Genomic DNA, 18325 nt, shown 5'->3' with positions numbered 1-18325 from the left:
CACCAGCCGCCTTATAGCCCTTCCGGCGGATCCACGAGCATGGTCTTACCTTCCAGGTCGACCTTCAGGATCACGTCGCCGATGGCGGGGATCAGCATTTCCCTGGTCTGTCCGTCCTGTATGCCCTTGACCACGTATATGTCGTTGCCGGGAGTGGGAATGACCTCGACCAGACGTCCCAGAAGTGCTCCGCTGGTATCAAGGACACGCAGCCCCACCAGGTCGGACCAGTAATAGGTGTCTTCCTCCAGCGCCGGCAGGCACGCCTTGTCCACGAACAGTTCCGAGCCGATCAGGCTTTCGCCCTGACTGCGTTCGGCCACTCCTTCGAGCGTCATCAGTAACACCCGGCCGTGGGGCTGCACCTGCAAAACGGTCATCTTCCGCACCGAGCCGTCGGGAAGCGCGGCCAAGAGCCCCTCTTTCGCTTGATAAACGGAGAGGGATTCGGCATAGGAGCTCACCTTGAGGCTGCCCCGAATGCCGTGAACGCCGACGACCCGACCCACCAGGACCAGGTCGTCCCTGCTATTGAGGCTACTCGATGATTTCAAGAACAGTACGTTTTTTTATTTTGGCGGACGCCGCACTCAACAGGGTGCGCATGGCCCGTGCGGTCCGGCCCTGCTTGCCGATCACCTTACCCAAATCCGCTTTGGCGACTTTCAATTCAAGGACGGATGTCTGGTTGCCCTCGATCTCCTCAACGGAAACCTGTTCGGGAAAATCCACCAGTTCCTGCGCAATGAACTTGATCAGCTCTTTCATAGCTCCATCTCCTTTGCTGCGGCTGAGAACCAGGTTCGGCGCAATCCGTTATTCCGCAGTGGCGATAACACCTTCACGTTTCAGGATCGTCTTGACCGTATCGCTGGGCGTCGCGCCCTGGCCGATCCAGTATTTGACCCGGTCCGCATCCAGAATCACCTGTGCCGGATCCTGCAGGGGATTGTAGGTACCGAGTTTTTCCAGAAAACGACCGTCCCTGGGGCTGTCACTGTCAGCGGCAACGATCCGGTAAAAGGGTCTCTTTTTCGCCCCATGCCGGGCCAGTCTGATTTTTACTGCCATTGTTGTTCTCCTTTAGAAGGGCAGCATGCCGCGGCCCAATCCGCGCATACCGCCTTTATTGATTTTCTTCATCATTTTCATCACCTGCGCATAATTTTTAAGCAGGCGGTTCACATCCTGAACCCGTGTTCCGCTTCCGGCGGCGATCCGCTTCCGGCGGCTGCCGTTGATAATTCCGTATTGATTCCTTTCATGGGGGGTCATGGAATTGATGATCGCTTCGATGTGGACCAGCTCCTTTTCGTCCACCTGCAGGTTTTTCATCTGCTTGATCTTGCCCATGCCTGGAATCATGCCAAGGATATCCGTCAAGGACCCCATTTTACGAATCTGGCGCATCTGGTCACGGAAATCCTCCAGGGTGAACTGGTTTTTTCGCAGTTTCTTTTCCAGTTCGGCGGCTTTCTTTTCGTCCACGACCTCCTGGGCCTTCTCGATCATGGTAAGGACGTCACCCATACCGAGAATCCGTGAGGCCATGCGATCCGGATGAAAGGCTTCCAGGTCGCTGAGCTTTTCACCCATGCCGATGAACTTGATGGGCTTGCCGGTGATCGACCGGATGGAAAGGGCGGCGCCGCCCCTGGCGTCACCGTCCATTTTTGTGAGCACCACACCGCCGATATCCAGGCGCTCATCAAAGGACTTGGCGATGTTGACTGCATCCTGGCCGGTCATGGCGTCGGCCACCAGCAGGATGTCCGTGGGCTTTAGCGCGGTGCGAATGCGCGCCAGCTCATCCATCAGCGTTTCATCGATATGAAGCCGTCCGGCGGTGTCCAGCAAAAGGGTGTCGCAACCCGCCTTTTGGGCCGCCACCCGGGCATCCTGGCAGATCTTCACCGGATCCATGTCCGGTGTGGAATCGAAAACCGGCACGCCCAACTGGCCGCCCAGCTTTTTCAACTGGTCAATGGCAGCAGGTCGGTATACGTCCGCCGGCACCAGGTAGGGTTGTTTTCCGGTTTTGCGCAACATCACCGACAGTTTCCCTGCCGTGGTGGTCTTGCCCGAACCCTGAAGGCCCACCAGCATCACCGCAACCGGTTTTTCACCGGCCAGGTTCAGCCCCTGATGGGTTTCTCCCATGAGCTGGGTGAGCGACTCATTGACGATCTTCACCACCTGCTGGCCGGGGGTAAGGCTGCCCATCACCTCCTTGCCAAGCGCGCGTGCCTTGATGTCGGCCACCAGTTGCTTGACCACCTGGTAGTGGACATCGGCCTCTAAAAGCGCCATACGCACCGCACGCAGACCGTCGGCAATGTTCTTTTCAGAAAGCTTGCCCTGCCCCTTGAGCTGCTTGAAGACCGAATTTAGCTTATCGCTGAGCGTATCGAACATGACCCTTTACCGGTGTATCAACTAAAACCTTGAAAGTAGATTTTTTTAAATGGTATGTCAAGATATAAAAAAAGGCCAAAAGGCCTCGTATGCTTGAATTATCGACGTGCACGGCAGATACGAGCACCCTGCACGACCAGACAACCCCTGACAACTCCGGACCGGCAAGACAGGCCCGGCACGTGGATCCCACATCATGGCCGCAGAATCAAGTAAAATCGATATCAAGGACCTTTCCCGGCAGCAGTTGGCCGGTTGGCTGAAGGATCGGGGCAGGCGCTCCTTTCGCACCGACCAGATTTTGCGGTGGGTGTACCTGCGCCAGGCCGATCGGTTTGACGACATGACCGACATCGCCAAACCGCTGCGGGCGGACCTGGAAGCGGCTTTCGTCAATCCCCGCCTGCAGGTTGAAAGCGAGGCGGTCTCACAGGACGGGTCCCGCAAGCTGCTGTTCAGGCTCCGTGACGGCCTTCATATCGAAACGGTGATCATCCCCGAAAAGGACCATTTCACCCTGTGCATCTCAAGCCAGGTGGGTTGCAGGCACGGGTGCCGGTTCTGCATGACGGCCAAGGGAGGATTTGCACGCAACCTGTCCACCGGTGAAATCGTCTCCCAGGTGCGCGATGTCCTCCACCAGGTGAATGACCAAGGCGGGATGCCCCTGACCAACATCGTCTTCATGGGTATGGGAGAGCCGCTGGCCAACTACGAAAATGTGGTCCAGGCCTTAGAGACCATTACCAACGGGGATTGGGGCCTCAAGATCTCCAACAGGCGGGTCACCGTGTCCACTGCGGGCCTGGTCCCGGAAATGGCTGACCTGGGACGCGATACCCAGGTGAACCTGGCCGTCTCCCTCAACGCCACCGACGACGACACCCGCAGTTGGCTGATGCCCATCAACCGCAAGTACCCCATCGCCGACCTGATGGCGGCCTGCCGACGGTATCCCCTGCCGCCCCGCCGAAAGATCACATTCGAATACATCCTGATGAAAGACGTCAACGACAGTATGGCCGACGCCGAACGACTGGTGAAGCTGCTGCGCCCCATCAAGGCCAAGATCAACCTGATCCCTTTCAACGAGCACCCCGGCAGCGATTTCAGGCGCCCGGACCCGTCACGGATCAGCCAGTTCCAGGAATTGCTGGCCGGGCATCATTACACGGTGATGGTTCGCCACAGCAAGGGCCAGGACATCGGCGCGGCCTGCGGTCAACTGAGGGCAAATCTGAAGACAAGGGGCCGAACGCTGAAAACGGAAGACTGATCTCCGAGAACGGCTGACCGCATTTGGTCTTGGACGTGTTTGGCCTTTTCAGTCCTCAGACGTCTGTCTTCCGTATTTACCTATATTAAAAATTTTTTATTGCCTGCAGGCGGGATTCCCAAGACCGTCACTTGCCGGCGATGCCCGCCCAGATTCACGTTCACCATCACCGGTGCATGATCCGGCGCCTTGCTGTAGCCGGCACAGATGCCGGCGGCCAGCATCACCATCGGCTCACTGCCGCCGCCGGGAATCACCACCAGCGGGCCGGGGAAATCGTTCACCTTCAACACCGTGTCCGTTTCCGGATCGATGCAGCGGTTGATTTGCTCGTTGTCCTGGTGAGTACGGCCGACCACGATTTTGGTCTTCGAATCCAGGCGCAGGTGGCGGCCGAATTTGAGCAGGTCGAGGTCCTTTTCCGGATAGGTGGCTTGGTGGTCGAACAGATCCTTGAGCCGCCGGCTGAAAATCTTGTCCGTCAGCAGGCACCCGCCGGCCGGGGCCGGAAAATCGGTCACCCCCAATTTTTCAGCCAGCTGCAACTGCGGCTTCCGGGATCGGCCGGAAATATCCAGCAGCTGTTCCCGGTCCACCAGCCCTTCTTTTTCCGGTAGGGTCTCAGGCAGATTTTTTGCGGATAGGGGCCTGACAATGACCCCTTCATATCCGGAGTGCTTTTCCACATAACGCAGGGAGGTGCGGGTCTGACTCATGGGTCGCTGTCCCAGCACTTCGCCGGAAAAGAGAAAATCGAAGCCCTGCTCGGTCATGATCTCGCCGGCCAGGCGGAACATCAGCGTGTGGCAGTCCATGCACGGATTCATGTTCTTGCCGTATTTGACCGACGGCGACCGCATCATCTCCATGTATAGCGCAGTAATTTTACGCACCATGAGCGGAATGCCGGTGTGCGTCGAGGCTTTCCTGGCCTTTGCCGACGAAAAAAAGGGGGTCTCGAAGCTGACCCAATGCACCTCAATCCCCTGTTTACGAAGCACCAGCGCGCTCAAGATGCTGTCCAGCCCGCCGGAACAGAGCCCTAAGGCGCGTATTGTTTTTTTTTCCGATGCCATGTTTTCCTTTCCGTTTGCAACAATCCACCGATTCCGAGTTGTCCTCAAGCCTGGCTGTTTGCGTCGCTGTTCAACGCGACCAACGCGGATACTGGCCGAAATGGGCCGTTCTGAACGTGGCACTTCGATAAGGGTAAAAACGCAGTGCAGCCCTGTCAAGCGACAGCATCGTTGGTGTCGGGGAAAGCGGTGGGATGGATTACGCTCGTATTGGCCGATCGCATGCGGGTCGTCGATGGGTAACATTCCCGGAAAAGGCCCAATTAAACTGTTGCGGATGGCAATTCTTGACCATCAACCCGTCGCGCTGCCGGAAGACGCGTTCTCACTGCAACGGAACGCGGAGACCCGGTGCACATCCGCTTGGGCCCATCGTTTCGAGCGAGGGATCGAAAAAAACAGGCCGTGTGCGATGATCGTGGTTTAAGCCTTGACGAAATACATAACAGCTATGATATAGCTTCAATAACCCGCATTCTGGAATTGGGCATTTTGGAATTAGGGATTGAGATCCCGATTGCTGCCGGCGCTATCCCTTGATGATCGACAATTCCTGAACCGCGAAAGCGAGCCCATTGCCCGCTGCTTGCAGCGGGGTTGGCGAGCGAAAAGAAAATCGGCTTTATATCCTTACGGTGAACTCTCCCTGCGGCAAGCCGCGGGGAGGGTTTAATTCCATAATTCCAGCATTCCCAATTTTATTTCCGGAGTCACCCATGAAACATGACATCAGCCTGACCGTCAACGGCGACACCTACAACCTGGCCGTGGAACCCTGGCGCACCCTCAACGAGGTACTGCGCGAGGACCTGAACCTGACGGGGACCAAATTGGGTTGCGGGTCGGGAGACTGCGGCGCCTGCACGGTAATCGTGGATGGCAAAAGCGTCAGTTCCTGCCTGACCCTGGCCCTGGAGATGGATGGCAGACAGATCCTCACCGTGGAAGGGCTGGCGCCCTCCGGCGAAACGCTGCACCCCATCCAGGAAGCCTTCATCGAGAAGGGGGCCATCCAGTGCGGATTCTGCACCCCCGGCATGGAGCTCTCCGCCCTGCACCTGCTCGAGACCAACCCGCACCCCAGCGACGCCCAGATCCGATCGGCCATCTCCGGCAACCTCTGCCGCTGCACGGGCTACAACAAAATCGTGGATGCCATCGCCGAGGCCGGTCGGCGCATGGATCCCCCATCCAAAACCAGGAGGTAACGGCCATGCCAGCAGCCCTGTTCGATTATGTCGCCCCGACGACCGTGGACGAGGCGGTGGCCGCGCTCGTCAACGGCGGCAGGGATACCCGGATCATGGCCGGCGGCACCGACCTGATCGTCAAGATTCGCCATCGGATGCTGTTTCCCAAACAGATCGTGAGCCTCAAGCGCATCCCGGGTCTGGATGCCATCACCGTCGACAAGAAAAACGGGTTGACCATCGGTGCCACCGCCCTGCTGGCGGATGTCGCCGCCCATAAAGGTATCCGCCGGCACTATCCCACTGTGGCCGAGGCGGCCGGTGCCACGGCCAACGTGCAAGTGCGCAACATGGGCACCGTGGTGGGCAACCTGTGCAACGCCTCACCGTCGGCGGACAATGCCCCGACCCTGATGGCCATGGGAGCGACGGTGGACATCGCCGGCCCCTCGGGCAGCCGGAACATGCCCCTGGACCAATTCTTCCGGGGACCGGGCGTCACCGCGCTCGAGATCGGTGAAATCGTCACCGCCGTCCGCGTGCCGCCTCCCCCTGCCGGGTCCGGTACGGCCTACCACAGCCTCTCCCAGCGGGGAAAGCTGGACTGCTCGGCAGTTGGTGTGGGCACCATGGTCGTTCTCAAAGAAGATCGCTGCACGGACGTGAGAATCATCGTCGGCGCCTGCGCCCCGGTGCCCATGCGCACCCGGGCGGCGGAAAGGATGCTGATCGGCAAACGGATGACCGACGCCCTGATTCGCCGGGCCGCCCAACAGGCATCGGAGGAGACATCGCCCATCACCGACGTGCGCGCCAGCGCCCCCTATCGCTGGAAGATGGTCTCGGTGCTGACCATCCGCGCCCTCACCGACGCCCGGAAAATGGCCCTGCGCAGGCAGTAAAGCCAGAACCGGGCGTATTGTCCGTTAGACGACACTCACCTCATCAACAAAGGATTTCCCATGAACGCGCACAGCATCATCGGCAAGGACATTCCCCGAACCGACGGTCGGGCCAAAGCCACCGGCCAGGCAATCTATGCCGACGATATCAAGCTACCCGGGATGCTTTACGGCAAACTGCTCAGAAGCCCGCTGCCCCACGCCCGCATCCGGAGCATCGACACCCGCCGGGCGGCAGCCATGCCCGGTGTTCATTGCGTCATCACCGGGCAGGACATCCCCCGGGTCACCTACGGCAACTGGCGTCTTTTCCCCGGCACCCAGGACGAGTACGCATTGGCCATGGACAAGGTGCGCTTCATCGGCGACGAGGTGGCCGCCGTGGCGGCCGTGGACCGGGAGACCGCCGAAGCCGCCGTCGAACAGATCAAGGTGGAGTACGAAGAACTTCCCGGCGTCTTCGATGTGACCTCCTCAACGGCCAAAGGCGCGCCGGTGGTCCACGACACGTCGCCGACCAACATCAGCATCGACCGCAAGATCGCCTACGGCGACGTCGAGGCGGGATTTGCCGCGTCGGATTATGTGCGCGAGGACACCTTCACCGTGCATGCCGTCAGCCACGCCTACATGGAGCCCTGCGCCTGCGTGGCCCAGAGCGACCTGGACGGCCGCATCACCTTGTGGACCTCCACCCAGACCCCCTACATCGTGCAATGCCTGTTGGCATCCACTCTGAACATGCGCGAAAACGACATCCGCGTGATCAAGCCTGCAGTGGGTGGCGGGTTCGGCGGCAAGATGGAACTGCGCCCCTGGGAATTCTGCGCTGCCTTCATGGCCCGGCAGACCGGCCGGCCGGTTAAGTTCACCCTCACCCGGGAAGAGGAGCTGGCCTTCGGGCGCCGGCGCCACCCCATGACGATCCGCTCCAAGGTGGGCTTTAAAAACGACGGCACGCTGGTGGCCAAGGACCTGCACATCTACCTGGACGGCGGGGCATACAACGCCATGGGCCCCACAGCCACCTTTCTTTCGGGTAACTTCGGGGCCATGCTCTACCGCTATCCCAGCTACCGCTACCTGGGCGAGCACGTCTACACCAACAAGCCGCCGGCCAGCGCCATGCGCGGTTTCGGCGCCCCCCAAACCTTGTTTGCCGCCGAAACCCAGATGAACATGGCCGCCGAGGAACTCGGTATCGACCCCATCCAGATCCGCTTGAAAAACGCCATGGTTACCGGAGACGAACTGCCCGGCGTGGCCACGATCAGTTCCTGCGGATTCGTGGAGTCCCTGAAGGAAGTGCGCCGCATCAGTGGCTGGTCCCGCAAGCGCAAAAACCTGAAAACAGGCCGGGGCGTGGGCATCGGCTGCTACAGCTTCATCTCCGGCGGCGTCTTCAACTGGTTCAACACCCAGTATCCCTTTTCGGCCGCGGAAGTGCGCGCATTCGATGACGGCACCGTCCATCTGCTCAGCATGGCATCGGACATCGGCCAGGGGTCGGACACGGTGCTCAAGCAGATTCTCGCCGAAACCCTGGGGCTGCGGATGGAAGATATCCGGCTCACCACCGCCGACACGGCCATGACGCCCCAGGCCGACCTGGGCACCTGGGGCAGCCGGGTGACCCTCATGGCCGGCAACGCGGTCCTGGACGCGGCCAATAAAATCAAAGAGCAGCTGGCCGGCGTCGTCTCGGCCCGGTTCAACCTCAACGTGATCTTCGACATCGAGTTTGCCGACGGGCGGGTCTATGCAGCGGGCAAGCCGGACCGGGGCATGACCTTCGGCGAGGCAGTGGCCTTTGTCCAGAAGACCCGGCGAGGTGACCCGCTGGTGGCCAGGGGATCCTACACCCCGCGGGGCAAGGGGCTGGTGAGTCCGGCCTTCAGCTTCGGCGCCCAGGTGGCCGAGGTCGCTGTGGACACCGACACCGGCCAGATCCAGGTGGAGAAAATGTGGACCGCCCATGACTGCGGCACGGTGCTCAACCCCATGGCCGTGGAGGGCCAGTTGGAGGGATCGATACAGATGGGGCTGGGTTACGCCCTGTCCGAGCAGTTCGTCATGGACGGCGGCAAAACATTGAATACGACCTTCCTGGACTATAAAATGCCCAACGCCGCGGACATGCCCCCAGGCGAATCGGTATGCATCGACACCTTCGAACCCGAAGGTCCCATGGGCGCCAAGGAAGCCGGCGAGGGGCTGGCCTCTCCCACTGCACCAGCCATTGCCGAGGCGGTGTTTCACGCCACGGGTTACCGGTGCAAAGACCTGCCCATCACGCCCGAAAAGGTGCTCAAGGGACTGGGGAAGCTATAGGTCGGAGGTCAGAAGACAGCGGTCGGAGGACTGAGAACGTGATCCGGATACCGTAGGGCCGACAGCCAGACTCGATTCTCTGGCATCGGTCCTCCGTGCTCTGACATCCGGCTTCAGTCCTCAGACTTCAGTGTCTCCCCAGCTTTGGCGTCAGTTCCACCTGGAAGGTGTGTCCCAGTACCTCGGCGATGGCGTGGACCGTGTTATGAAACCGTGCATAGGTCATCGCCAGGCCGATAACGTCCGCCAAAATCTGCAGCGACTCCAGATCCTGCTCCGACACTTTCCACGGTTCGTAATGGTACAACCGAAGCACCCCGACCACTTCGCCGAGGTGGACGATGGGCAGGGAAACGATGGCGGCGATGCCCTCCTTGCGTGCCTCCTCCGGGTATTGCAGGCTCTTGTTCTTCTTGCTGATGTCGGAAATCACCACCGGGTTGCCCTGAAAGGTTTCGTTGATGCTTTTGGGCGTGTTCAGCGGCCCTTTGGTCAGGTATTTGGCGGATAGGCCGAAGCTGGCCAGAATCTCCAGTTCCTCGGTGACCGCATTGAGCACGAAAATCGCGCATCCCTTGATGTCGAGGCTGGCGGTGAGCAGTTGGGCCAGGTGGTTGGTCATCACGTCCAGGTCTTCGCTGTGGGCGATCGACCGTGTCACGGCCTTGAAGATGTCGATGTTGATCCTGTTTTCAGATGCCATGTCCTCCTCCTTTCAGGTGGCAACGCAGATGGTGACACCGCGAAGGGCGGTCACCACGCGGGCGTATATGCTCCGGGTGAAAAAATGGGTGACTTTGCCCGCACCCCGGCTCAGCAACAATACATTGCAGCCGGCAACCTTGTCCACGATCTCTTCGGCCGCGCTTTTGACCCGCCTCTTGAACACGCAGGTGACGGCGTCGCGATCGAATCCACGCGCCACCAGCATGTCTCCCACCACCTTCAAGGCCTCCTCCTTTTCCTTGAGCTCCGCTGCCAGATAGGTCATGCCGCTTCTCATCTTGCGATTCTCCGGACTGGCCGTCACATCGATGGTCGGCAGGGGGGTGTATGCATGAAAGACCGTGACACGGGTCTCTTTTCGCCCTGCAAATGCATCGATGGCAAACCGAATGGCCTTATGATCGTTGGGGGAGTAATTGTAGGGCAGTAGAATGTTAAACGTTGCCATGGCGCCCTCCTTTCCTGTTGAAAAGGGTTATGGGTCGGCCGCACACCGGAAGCGGTATCGGGCCCATCAAACGGACGCAGGCAAAAACTGAATAGACAAAATCAATGAAAACGAAGAAGGGGCAGGTGCTGCAGATCCAACAACGTACCGCAAACGCCCGCATCGACAGCGGCGGCCAGAACAAGCCGAGGAACAGGGCTTGTCCTTCAATGCTAAATGGGTCCCGGGTTGCTGTCAAATAAAAAACGGTTATAGACCGTACAGTTCCAGCGGCTCGGTTTTTCCTTTCAGGATAGTTGTCGGCAGCCTGCGCACAGGAAAATTCCTGGAGAAGCGGCGGTGGGTGTCGACACTGACGATGATGCTGGTGCCATGTTTTTTGTTGGCATTTTGGAGGCGTGAAGCGACGTTGACCGTGTCACCGACCAGGGCATACGATAGGCGGGAGGGGCTGCCGATGGTGGCCGCCACCACATTTCCCGAGTGGATCCCGATACCGTGTTGAAGCGCTGGATACCCTCGATCGGCAAAGACCTGGTTCACCGCTGCCAGCCCATCGTTCATGTTGATTGCCGCGAGCATGGCTTGGGTGGCGTGATCCGAAAGCGGAATCGGCGCTCCGAACACTGCTTCGATCTCGTCGCCGATATATTGCAGGACCAAGCCGCCCTGGCCGCGGATGGCGGTCTCCATCACCTCGAAATACCGGTTGATGATTCTGACCACCCGCTGGGGCGTCGTGCGTTCGACGAGGGGCGTGAAATTGCGCAGGTCGGCAAACAGTACCGACACCTCACGGACCTCACCATCCAAGGGGATCTTGCGCGAAAGCACTTCGTCGCGGACCTCTTTGGAAACATACTTGCCGAAGGTTTCCTTGATGAACTCCCTTTCCTTGAGTCCGGCGGCCATCTCATTGACCGCATCCCCGACGTAGCCCAACTCATCGTTGGATGTCACGCTTACCCGGTCGTCAAAATGTCCGTCGCTGATTCGTTTAAGCGCGGAAGTGATGTCTGCCAGCGGGCGCGTCAAATTGCTGCTGACCAGAAAGGCAAGCCAGATTCCCACCCAGGCAAAAATGGCTGCATGGCTGAAAATCATGGTCTGCATCGCCGACAGCGCCTGGCCGGTATCGGCAACCGTTTGGGCAATGCCCCAGCTCCCCCGTGCCAGGGTAAACATGGGAATCAGGTTGGTGGCGGCAAGAAAGGCGATCAAACGGGTCCGAATGCGGATGCGGATGGTTTTCGGGACAGCCGACATACCGCCGTGGGGGAAGAAATAAGGTGCCAGACGGCGCTGCAGGAAGAATTCGATCACAAAGAAGGCCACGGTTACGGAGACCAGCCCAACCTGCAAATTCAGCGAGAGGGCCCCAATGATAGCCTTTCGGCTCAATCCCAATCTCCAAAAGTAGAGCGAATAGGTGACGGCGGCGCAAATCCAGACAAGCGCATTCAGCGCCATTAAAAAAAACGGTTCATTGAGCAATCTCTGGTGGACCTGATCAGTGAAAACGCCGGACGTCGCGAGACCGCTGTGACGACGTTCCAGATAGCGTCGGATGGGACGTTCGTAAATCAGGGTGATGGCAATGGGAATGATAAAGCTGAGCGGGATAAAAACCAGGTCGATGGTGGCGAACAGACTGTTTCGTGAATCGCTGTGCAGGGTACCCGTGCGGCTGAACAGGTAGAAAACGACCGTCACGCCGACAATGTTGGAGATCACATTGGCAATGAGCATCGTGTTTCTGAAGCGAAACCGGTTGACCGAATTCATTCCTACCCCCTTTTCACCAGGCGCTCATGGCAACGGTTAACAGAAAAAGTGACGGTCGTACACGTCTGATTGTCAGGCAACCCAGGCGCCAACCATCAGCCTTGCAGGTACGGATGAGAAGATAAAATGGCTTGCATGGCGGGCAGGGAGACCGCAAACCGCTGTCTTCCTGTTTCGGTTAACGGCGGGCCCTTCATTCTTCCGTGAAGTATACACCGGGGATCCAGCTTTTGCGCAGTTTTGTCGTTTTATCCGCCTTTTCGCCGGAGTCGTCGATGAATTTGAACGTATGTTTGCCGATACGGATCACATCGTTGTGCGCCAGTTTCTTCCGATCGATGAGGGCACCGTTGACGTAGGAATGGTTCGTGCTTTTCAGGTCCTCGATGAAATATTCCGCCCCGCCGGCTTCATCCTTGTTCTCGATCGTTTCTATTTTTGCATGAACCTGGCTGGCCAGCATGTCATCGATGAAAATATCGGAATCGGTTTTCCGGCCGATCCGCATCTCGGCCTTGTCAAGGGGGATTCTCTTGATGGTCAAGCCTTCGTGGGTAAGAACGAGCATCGCCATGTATCTTCTCCTTTTTGGTTATCTCAGCCGGTCCAGGCAAGCGTTGATCTCCTGCAATGCCTTCTGGGCGGTGGCAAACCGTTTGGTCATTTGCTTGGCCAGCATTCGGTTGACAATCGACTTCACGCATGCCGGTATCTCTGAAGCAACCCGGGCCAGGGGCGCATGGGCGTTATGTGAAATCGCGTATAGTATGGCGGACATCGAATCGCCCTTGAAGGGTCTGGTTCCGGTGAACAATTCGTATGCAACGATTCCCAGGGAAAAAAGGTCTGAGCGACCATCGATGCGCTTTCCGTTCACCTGCTCCGGAGACATGTAACTCGGTGTTCCCAGAATCGTTCCGGTGCGTGTCTGGGATGCATCGACGACCTGGGCGATGCTGAAGTCGGTAACTTTGACGCGGCCGTCTGCGAGCAGCATGATGTTGGCCGGCTTGATATCGCGGTGCACCACACCCTGGTTGTGGGCGTAGTCCAAAGCGGCCGTGACGTCAGCGATGACGGCCAATGCCCGGGGAATCGGCAGCAAATTGTCTTTCTGACAATAGCGCGTCAGGGTCTCTCCGCTGAGCAGTTCCATGGCGATGTAGGCCATGTCATGCTCTTCGCCGACATCGTAAATGGAAACGATGTTGGGGTGGGACAGTTTGCCGGCCGCCTCGGCTTCACGGGAAAAGCGCATCTTGACTTCGCCCAGTTCCACTGGATCGACCTCTGCATACGCCAGTGTCTTGATGGCCACGTCCCGGTTGATCTTGGGATCTCGGGCCAGATAGACGGTGCCCATGGCCCCCCGGCCGATTTCCCTGAGAATTTCATAACGCCCGAACGTCGGTTTGGCGCTGTCGTCCCCGATCCTCAACGGCGTGTCACCTCTGCCGCCGGCCACCATCGTGGTGTCCAGTTCGCTGAGCCGGCTGCTGCGCTTGTCGACATCCTTGAAGGCACCGGCCGTTCGGATATGCCGGTAGATGTCCAGTGCCCTGTTGAACATGCGTTTGCGTTCGAAATCCAGCGCCAGATTGTACAGCAGATTTTTGACTGTCCGATCCTGAACGGGGCATTGCACAAACTTTTCGTAGGCCATGTCAAGCATCCCCTGACCCTGGTACGACAGCCCCAATGTTTTGCAGGCGTCGATCTTGTCTGCCCTAAGCCGGCTGGAAGCGAGCGTAAACTGAAGCAGGACAAATCCCCCCGCGGCCAGAACCACCGGAGCCAGCACCTCGACCTTATAGCCATACCCCAGCAACAGGCCGACGGCCGCGGCATACCACGTCGCCAAAAAGGATACAAGGATGGTGGCGCCGACCCTGGTAGCTATACGGGGAATCACGACGACCAGAAAAAAAGCGAAATAGAGAACGACCCCGAACTCCAACATATTGGCCCATGACGGCCGCGAAAGCCGGTCGCTGGCCAGTATTCCGGCCAGTGCGTTGGCCATGATCTCGACATCCGACGCCCGGTCGTGCAGTCCCACCGGATAGGATGGTGCCGCCGGTTCAGCGGTTACCCCGATCAGCACGATTTGATCCTTGAAAACAGCCGGATCGATCTTGCCGTTGATTATCTCGGAACAGGAGAACCATCTTTGCCGGGTCCATCCATGGTCGTAATTCAGCAACATCCGGTAAAGGCTGTCGGTGGGCAAGTCGAGGTGGTCGATGAGAAGGTGCGGCTGCCCGAAAAAATCTACTTTTACCGAAGTATCCTTCAACCGCGCACCGACGTGCTTGAGCGCCAGCTGGAATGGCAGCGCGGGGATCAGGCGCCCGTGGTACTCGACGAGCAGGGGCACGCGTCGAACCCTGCCGTCGGGATCCGCCGGCAGGTTCATGTGTCCCATTGCACCGGCCTTGCCTGCCAGGGCCTCGAACGGTTCCAAGACTCCATCAACCGACAAGGGCGCCTGCAATCCGGCGCCGATGGCCCTGGCCACCACCGACGGCGTATCGGTGCTGTCCGTTGGCAACACCGTGGCATTCAGGGAGTTGATGATCACCGCTCCCGATGGACCGGCGCTGTCATCTCCGGTTGACTGGGCCAGGCTGCCGTGTATCGGCAGCACCACGTTTTTGCCCTGACGTATGACGGCAATCAGTCGGTCATCCTGGTCCAACCGGGCTTCGGCCTCGCTGAGCAAACCACCGAATAGCTCTGCAGACGCTCCGGCCCCTTTCCATTGCGAATCGCTGATCAGGGCCTTGAGCCGCCTGATTTCCAGCAGCCCGAGGTTCTCGTCCGGTTGGGTGAAGAGGATGCAGACGCCCAGGGCGTTGGCGCCGTTGTCCGATATCAGGTCCACCAGGTCGGCAATCCGCGAGCGCGGCCAGGGCCAGTCGCCGAATTGCCTTAGGCTTGGTTCATCGATGGCCACAATGGCGATGGGCAGTTCCTCCGCCTGGCGAAGCCGCTCAACCCAGAAATCATAGTTCCTGTTTTCAAAATAGGCCCAGGGATCGACTGGCGACACCATGCAGGCCAGAACGAGCGCGGTCATCAGTACGATCTGGATGGATGGCGCGGTGAGAATCTTTTTCAGCATATGCCGCATTCGTTTCGGTTCACGATTTGGAGATGACGCTGTATACAGAAGGTGTCACCCCACGTATGGTCATCTGTAATGCCTTGCATGCAACCCGCATTTCAACTGCAATTGCCTGCTGTCAACCTGTAAATCATTGAACGTAATGCAAAATCAATGCAATTTTCAATTTTTTTGTGGGTTTGTTGCGGGGACGTTTACCCCAGGCCGCCTTAAAATGCGGTTTGCGGTTAACGGTCAAGGCTGTCACTCATGGTGACCTGCAGGCCAATCAGCCTAACGGACTGGGCGCTGTCCGAGAATGCCGCAAATTCGATTGCGTCTAACCCGTTGGGATTCAGACGGTTGCTTTTTCTCTGAAGAAAAAGCAGGAATTCTGGCCTACCGAAGGCAAACAGCGCCATCCCCCTCTCATCGGGATAGGTCACGGACCAGAACCTTGCCTTTCTTTCTTGATTCAGCGTATTACATTACCGTTGCTGTGGGATATACCTCAAGAATTTGGGCCAGGACCATGGCAAGGCAGGCAGCGGCCAAAAAGCGCAGCATACATTTAACATTTCAGGATGTTGATCCTTTTTATAATGTCCTCATGGACTATCAGGCTATTTTTGAAGGAACTATCCTGATGAAGGATTTGCCGGTTTAGGCGTTAGGATGGATGGAGTGGTGGATGAATCTAATAACGGGACACTCAACATAACCAGTGGGGATATTGCCGGTGACAACCTCGTAAAATCCGGCATACCCGGCGAGGTATTGGTGTGGCATGACATATTGTACGATGGCCCGCGGAAACCGGGATGGCCCGACGAAAAAACGCTCGAGGACCGGGCGCTGTTTCTTGAACAGACAACCGGTGGCGGCCTGAAAAAGGATTTCATCCTGGAAACCTTGAGGACCCAGTATCGGACGCTCGCTGACGCAAATCAATACAGGCAAATTATTCTGTGGTTCGATGCATGTCTTTTCGACCAGTCGATGCTCGTTCATCTGCTTGCTTGCATGGCCCTTGGCAACATTAAACAGGTTGAGCTTCTCTGTGTCGACGCGTTTCCCGGCATTGCGCCGTATAACGGGATAGGTCAACTCCAGCCTTTTGAGCTGGCATCGGTGTATGACCAGCGTCGATGGGTAACGGATGCCCAGTTTCGATTTGCAGAGATTGTCGACCTCTCCTTTGCCCGTCAGGACGTAGAGCGTTTTTCCGAGCTGGCCAGCCGGGTCGACGCGCCGTTGCCTTGGATACCCGCCGCTGTTACCCGCTGGCTTCAGGAACAGCCGGACGAAGTGACCGGACTGGGGCGGCTTGAATCGTTGGCGCTAGCGGCAATTCGCAGCGGATGCGAAACACCGGGCGAGATTTTCAAGGCCGTTGCATCTGCCGATACGCCACCGCAATATTGGGGAGACATTACCTTGTGGGCGAAGATCAACTCACTATCAAATCGAAATATACCGCTGGTGAGAATCGAAGGGCCAGGGCCAAGATTACCGCAGTGGCCGGGTTTGGCCGATTTAAAAAAATTTCGGATAACAAGGCTGTGAGGCAAAACGTGCATGACTTTTTCTGAATGTAAAACTCTATTTTTAACGTCCCTGTTCATCGGGCTGCTGGTTCATACGGCACCGGCAGACCAAACGGTGATGAACCGGTTCTTCTACAGCGGGGACGGTTACATCCACCTGGTGAGCAAGAAGAACGGCAAGGCGTTCAGCGGGCTCTATCGTGAAGGGCACGGTCAATATAATTCTGACGCCTACAAGAAGATCTCGGCGGTCTTCGGCGCGCCATACCAACCCTCACGACAGGTTCTTTCATTGCGATTGGTCGAATTTTTGGATCACCTGGAAGACCGACTGGGACCGGGTGGCTTGATCACCATCACTTCCGGATACCGGCCCCCGGAATACAACACCAAACTGCGTAAGGGGGGCGCCTTGGCGGCCAAGGCCAGCCTGCATCAATACGGAATGGCCGCTGATTTCATACTGGGAGGGGTTTCGTCAAAACGCGTCTGGGAATACGTGCGGTCGATAGGCTTTGGCGGTACCGGATACTACCACGGCAGGACGGTGCACGTGGATGTGGGGCCGGCGCGGTTTTGGGACGAGAAAAGCTCAGGAGTGGGCACGGGTTTGTCCGACGACAACAAGTTGATCGGCCTGGTAACCGATTACGATGTTTATGGCTCTGGGGAGTTGGTGACGCTGAGCTTTATACGCATGACGGCCTTTCCCATCATGGTCCGATCGGACTTTACACTGGTCCCCACTGAGAACCCAAAGAATGATGAAGACACGGTGTCCTTTCAACCCGATTCTGGGCCGCCGACCACCGCTGCGTGCAATGCGTTCAACGATATCAGCCAAATGGCCTCGCTTCGTTGGCGTCTGCCGTCGAATGTGTCACCCGGCCGGTACCAGATTCGTGCGCGTTTTTGCGGCGATTTGTGGAAAAAGATGCCGGATGAGGTTATGACTCCTGAATTTGAAATTCGTTGACCATGAGTCAACAGATCCGCAAAGACTTGGAATTTTCTTTAAGCTGTGGACTGGTTTACGTGGTCTTTTGCAATTCCCAATTCAAGCTTGTCTTGGCATTATCTTTATATCTTAGAAGTAATTTTATATATAAATGCATAATTTCATCCCCGTCCCTATTGTCCCAAAATTGGGAAGCTCGCACAATCCCTTGTGCTAAATATTCTATTTATTTCAGGTTGCTTAGAACAATCGCACCGTTAGATGTTCTGCAAGAGATCTTTTTGCCACCAACACCAATTCTTCCGCGCAATTGGTTTCTGGATATCTCTTTGGCGATTACCTCAATTCCGTCGAGTTCGATATCGCTGTTGGAGGTTTTCGCTTCAATATCGGCATTTAGATCAGTTGCAAGATGAAGTTTGATCTTCCCATTATTGGTACGTACACTCAAACCGTTATTCCCGATAGCTGGCACTTCCGCATCAATCGCCCCATTTGAAGTCTGAAGTGAGACCACACCCTCAACACCTTCCACGTCAATGGCGCCATTGCTGGTTTCAGCGCT

General features: G+C 57.5%; 18 protein-coding genes. 6 read left to right on the top strand and 12 right to left on the bottom strand.

Features of this window, described 5'->3' with window-relative positions; all coding sequences use genetic code 11:
* Positions 1–11: 11 nt before the first annotated feature.
* From rimM to ffh, 4 genes are read right to left on the bottom strand one after another with little or no spacing between them, the layout of a single operon-like run.
* The gene (gene rimM, locus ACZCED_RS21170; protein ID WP_462969629.1) at positions 12–554 is read right to left on the bottom strand and encodes a ribosome maturation factor RimM; all 543 of its coding nucleotides are present in this window, start codon (positions 552–554) and stop codon (positions 12–14) included.
* Entirely contained in the window at positions 538–768 is a 231-nt protein-coding gene (locus ACZCED_RS21165; RefSeq protein WP_462969628.1) for a KH domain-containing protein, read from the bottom strand. The genes rimM and ACZCED_RS21165 overlap by 17 nt, the downstream gene beginning before the upstream one ends.
* A gap of 48 nt (positions 769–816) precedes the next feature.
* The gene (gene rpsP, locus ACZCED_RS21160; RefSeq protein WP_462969627.1) at positions 817–1071 is read right to left on the bottom strand and encodes a 30S ribosomal protein S16; all 255 of its coding nucleotides are present in this window, start codon (positions 1069–1071) and stop codon (positions 817–819) included.
* A gap of 12 nt (positions 1072–1083) precedes the next feature.
* Complete coding sequence (ffh, locus tag ACZCED_RS21155; RefSeq protein WP_464861647.1) at positions 1084–2415, bottom strand: signal recognition particle protein; 1332 nt, start codon at positions 2413–2415, stop codon at positions 1084–1086.
* 196 nt (positions 2416–2611) lie between these two features.
* On the opposite strand from ffh, the gene rlmN reads away from it, so the two are divergent.
* Entirely contained in the window at positions 2612–3691 is a 1080-nt protein-coding gene (gene rlmN, locus ACZCED_RS21150) for a dual-specificity RNA methyltransferase RlmN (RefSeq protein ID WP_464861646.1), read from the top strand.
* Positions 3692–3771: 80 nt separating this feature from the next.
* Here the strand turns inward: rlmN and ACZCED_RS21145 are convergent, their stop codons facing one another.
* Positions 3772–4767 (bottom strand): tRNA 4-thiouridine(8) synthase ThiI, encoded by a 996-nt coding sequence (locus ACZCED_RS21145; RefSeq protein ID WP_464861645.1) that lies wholly within the window; start codon positions 4765–4767, stop codon positions 3772–3774.
* 716 nt (positions 4768–5483) lie between these two features.
* On the opposite strand from ACZCED_RS21145, the gene ACZCED_RS21140 reads away from it, so the two are divergent.
* The 3 genes from ACZCED_RS21140 to ACZCED_RS21130 are packed head-to-tail and all read left to right on the top strand — an operon-like array spanning position 5484 to position 9190.
* Positions 5484–5975 (top strand): (2Fe-2S)-binding protein, encoded by a 492-nt coding sequence (locus ACZCED_RS21140; protein WP_464861644.1) that lies wholly within the window; start codon positions 5484–5486, stop codon positions 5973–5975.
* 5 nt (positions 5976–5980) lie between these two features.
* Positions 5981–6859 carry an FAD binding domain-containing protein gene (locus tag ACZCED_RS21135; protein WP_464861643.1) on the top strand — a complete coding sequence of 293 codons (879 nt, stop codon included), beginning with the start codon at positions 5981–5983 and terminating at the stop codon, positions 6857–6859.
* Positions 6860–6919: 60 nt separating this feature from the next.
* Positions 6920–9190, top strand: a complete 2271-nt coding sequence (locus ACZCED_RS21130; protein ID WP_464861642.1) for a xanthine dehydrogenase family protein molybdopterin-binding subunit — start codon at positions 6920–6922, stop codon at positions 9188–9190.
* A 127-nt stretch (positions 9191–9317) separates the two neighbouring features.
* On the opposite strand, the gene ACZCED_RS21125 is transcribed toward ACZCED_RS21130, so the two are convergent.
* From ACZCED_RS21125 to ACZCED_RS21100, 6 genes are all read right to left on the bottom strand, one after another.
* A complete protein-coding gene (locus ACZCED_RS21125) occupies positions 9318–9893 on the bottom strand; it encodes a GAF domain-containing protein (protein ID WP_462967583.1) in 576 nt (191 codons plus the stop codon).
* A 12-nt stretch (positions 9894–9905) separates the two neighbouring features.
* The gene (locus ACZCED_RS21120) at positions 9906–10364 is read right to left on the bottom strand and encodes a universal stress protein (RefSeq protein WP_462967584.1); all 459 of its coding nucleotides are present in this window, start codon (positions 10362–10364) and stop codon (positions 9906–9908) included.
* A 249-nt stretch (positions 10365–10613) separates the two neighbouring features.
* Positions 10614–12149 carry an adenylate/guanylate cyclase domain-containing protein gene (locus ACZCED_RS21115; protein ID WP_464861641.1) on the bottom strand — a complete coding sequence of 512 codons (1536 nt, stop codon included), beginning with the start codon at positions 12147–12149 and terminating at the stop codon, positions 10614–10616.
* A gap of 193 nt (positions 12150–12342) precedes the next feature.
* The gene (locus ACZCED_RS21110; protein ID WP_462967586.1) at positions 12343–12723 is read right to left on the bottom strand and encodes an FHA domain-containing protein; all 381 of its coding nucleotides are present in this window, start codon (positions 12721–12723) and stop codon (positions 12343–12345) included.
* 18 nt (positions 12724–12741) lie between these two features.
* A complete protein-coding gene (locus tag ACZCED_RS21105) occupies positions 12742–15273 on the bottom strand; it encodes a CHASE2 domain-containing serine/threonine-protein kinase (protein ID WP_464861640.1) in 2532 nt (843 codons plus the stop codon).
* Between the two features lie 230 nt (positions 15274–15503).
* Entirely contained in the window at positions 15504–15677 is a 174-nt protein-coding gene (locus tag ACZCED_RS21100; protein WP_464861639.1) for a hypothetical protein, read from the bottom strand.
* A gap of 253 nt (positions 15678–15930) precedes the next feature.
* On the opposite strand from ACZCED_RS21100, the gene ACZCED_RS21095 reads away from it, so the two are divergent.
* Both ACZCED_RS21095 and ACZCED_RS21090 read left to right on the top strand, forming a co-directional pair.
* Positions 15931–16821, top strand: coding sequence for a hypothetical protein (locus ACZCED_RS21095; RefSeq protein ID WP_464861638.1), 891 nt, complete (start codon positions 15931–15933; stop codon positions 16819–16821).
* 12 nt (positions 16822–16833) lie between these two features.
* Positions 16834–17778 (top strand): YcbK family protein, encoded by a 945-nt coding sequence (locus tag ACZCED_RS21090; protein ID WP_464861637.1) that lies wholly within the window; start codon positions 16834–16836, stop codon positions 17776–17778.
* A gap of 208 nt (positions 17779–17986) precedes the next feature.
* Here ACZCED_RS21090 and ACZCED_RS21085 read toward each other — a convergent pair.
* Positions 17987–18325, bottom strand: a 339-nt coding sequence (locus ACZCED_RS21085; protein WP_464861636.1) for a DUF4097 family beta strand repeat-containing protein, incomplete at its 5' end; no start/stop codon positions are given.

Source organism: Desulfosarcina sp., assembly GCF_055467485.1.
This window is presented reverse-complemented; position numbering and strand designations above follow the sequence as displayed.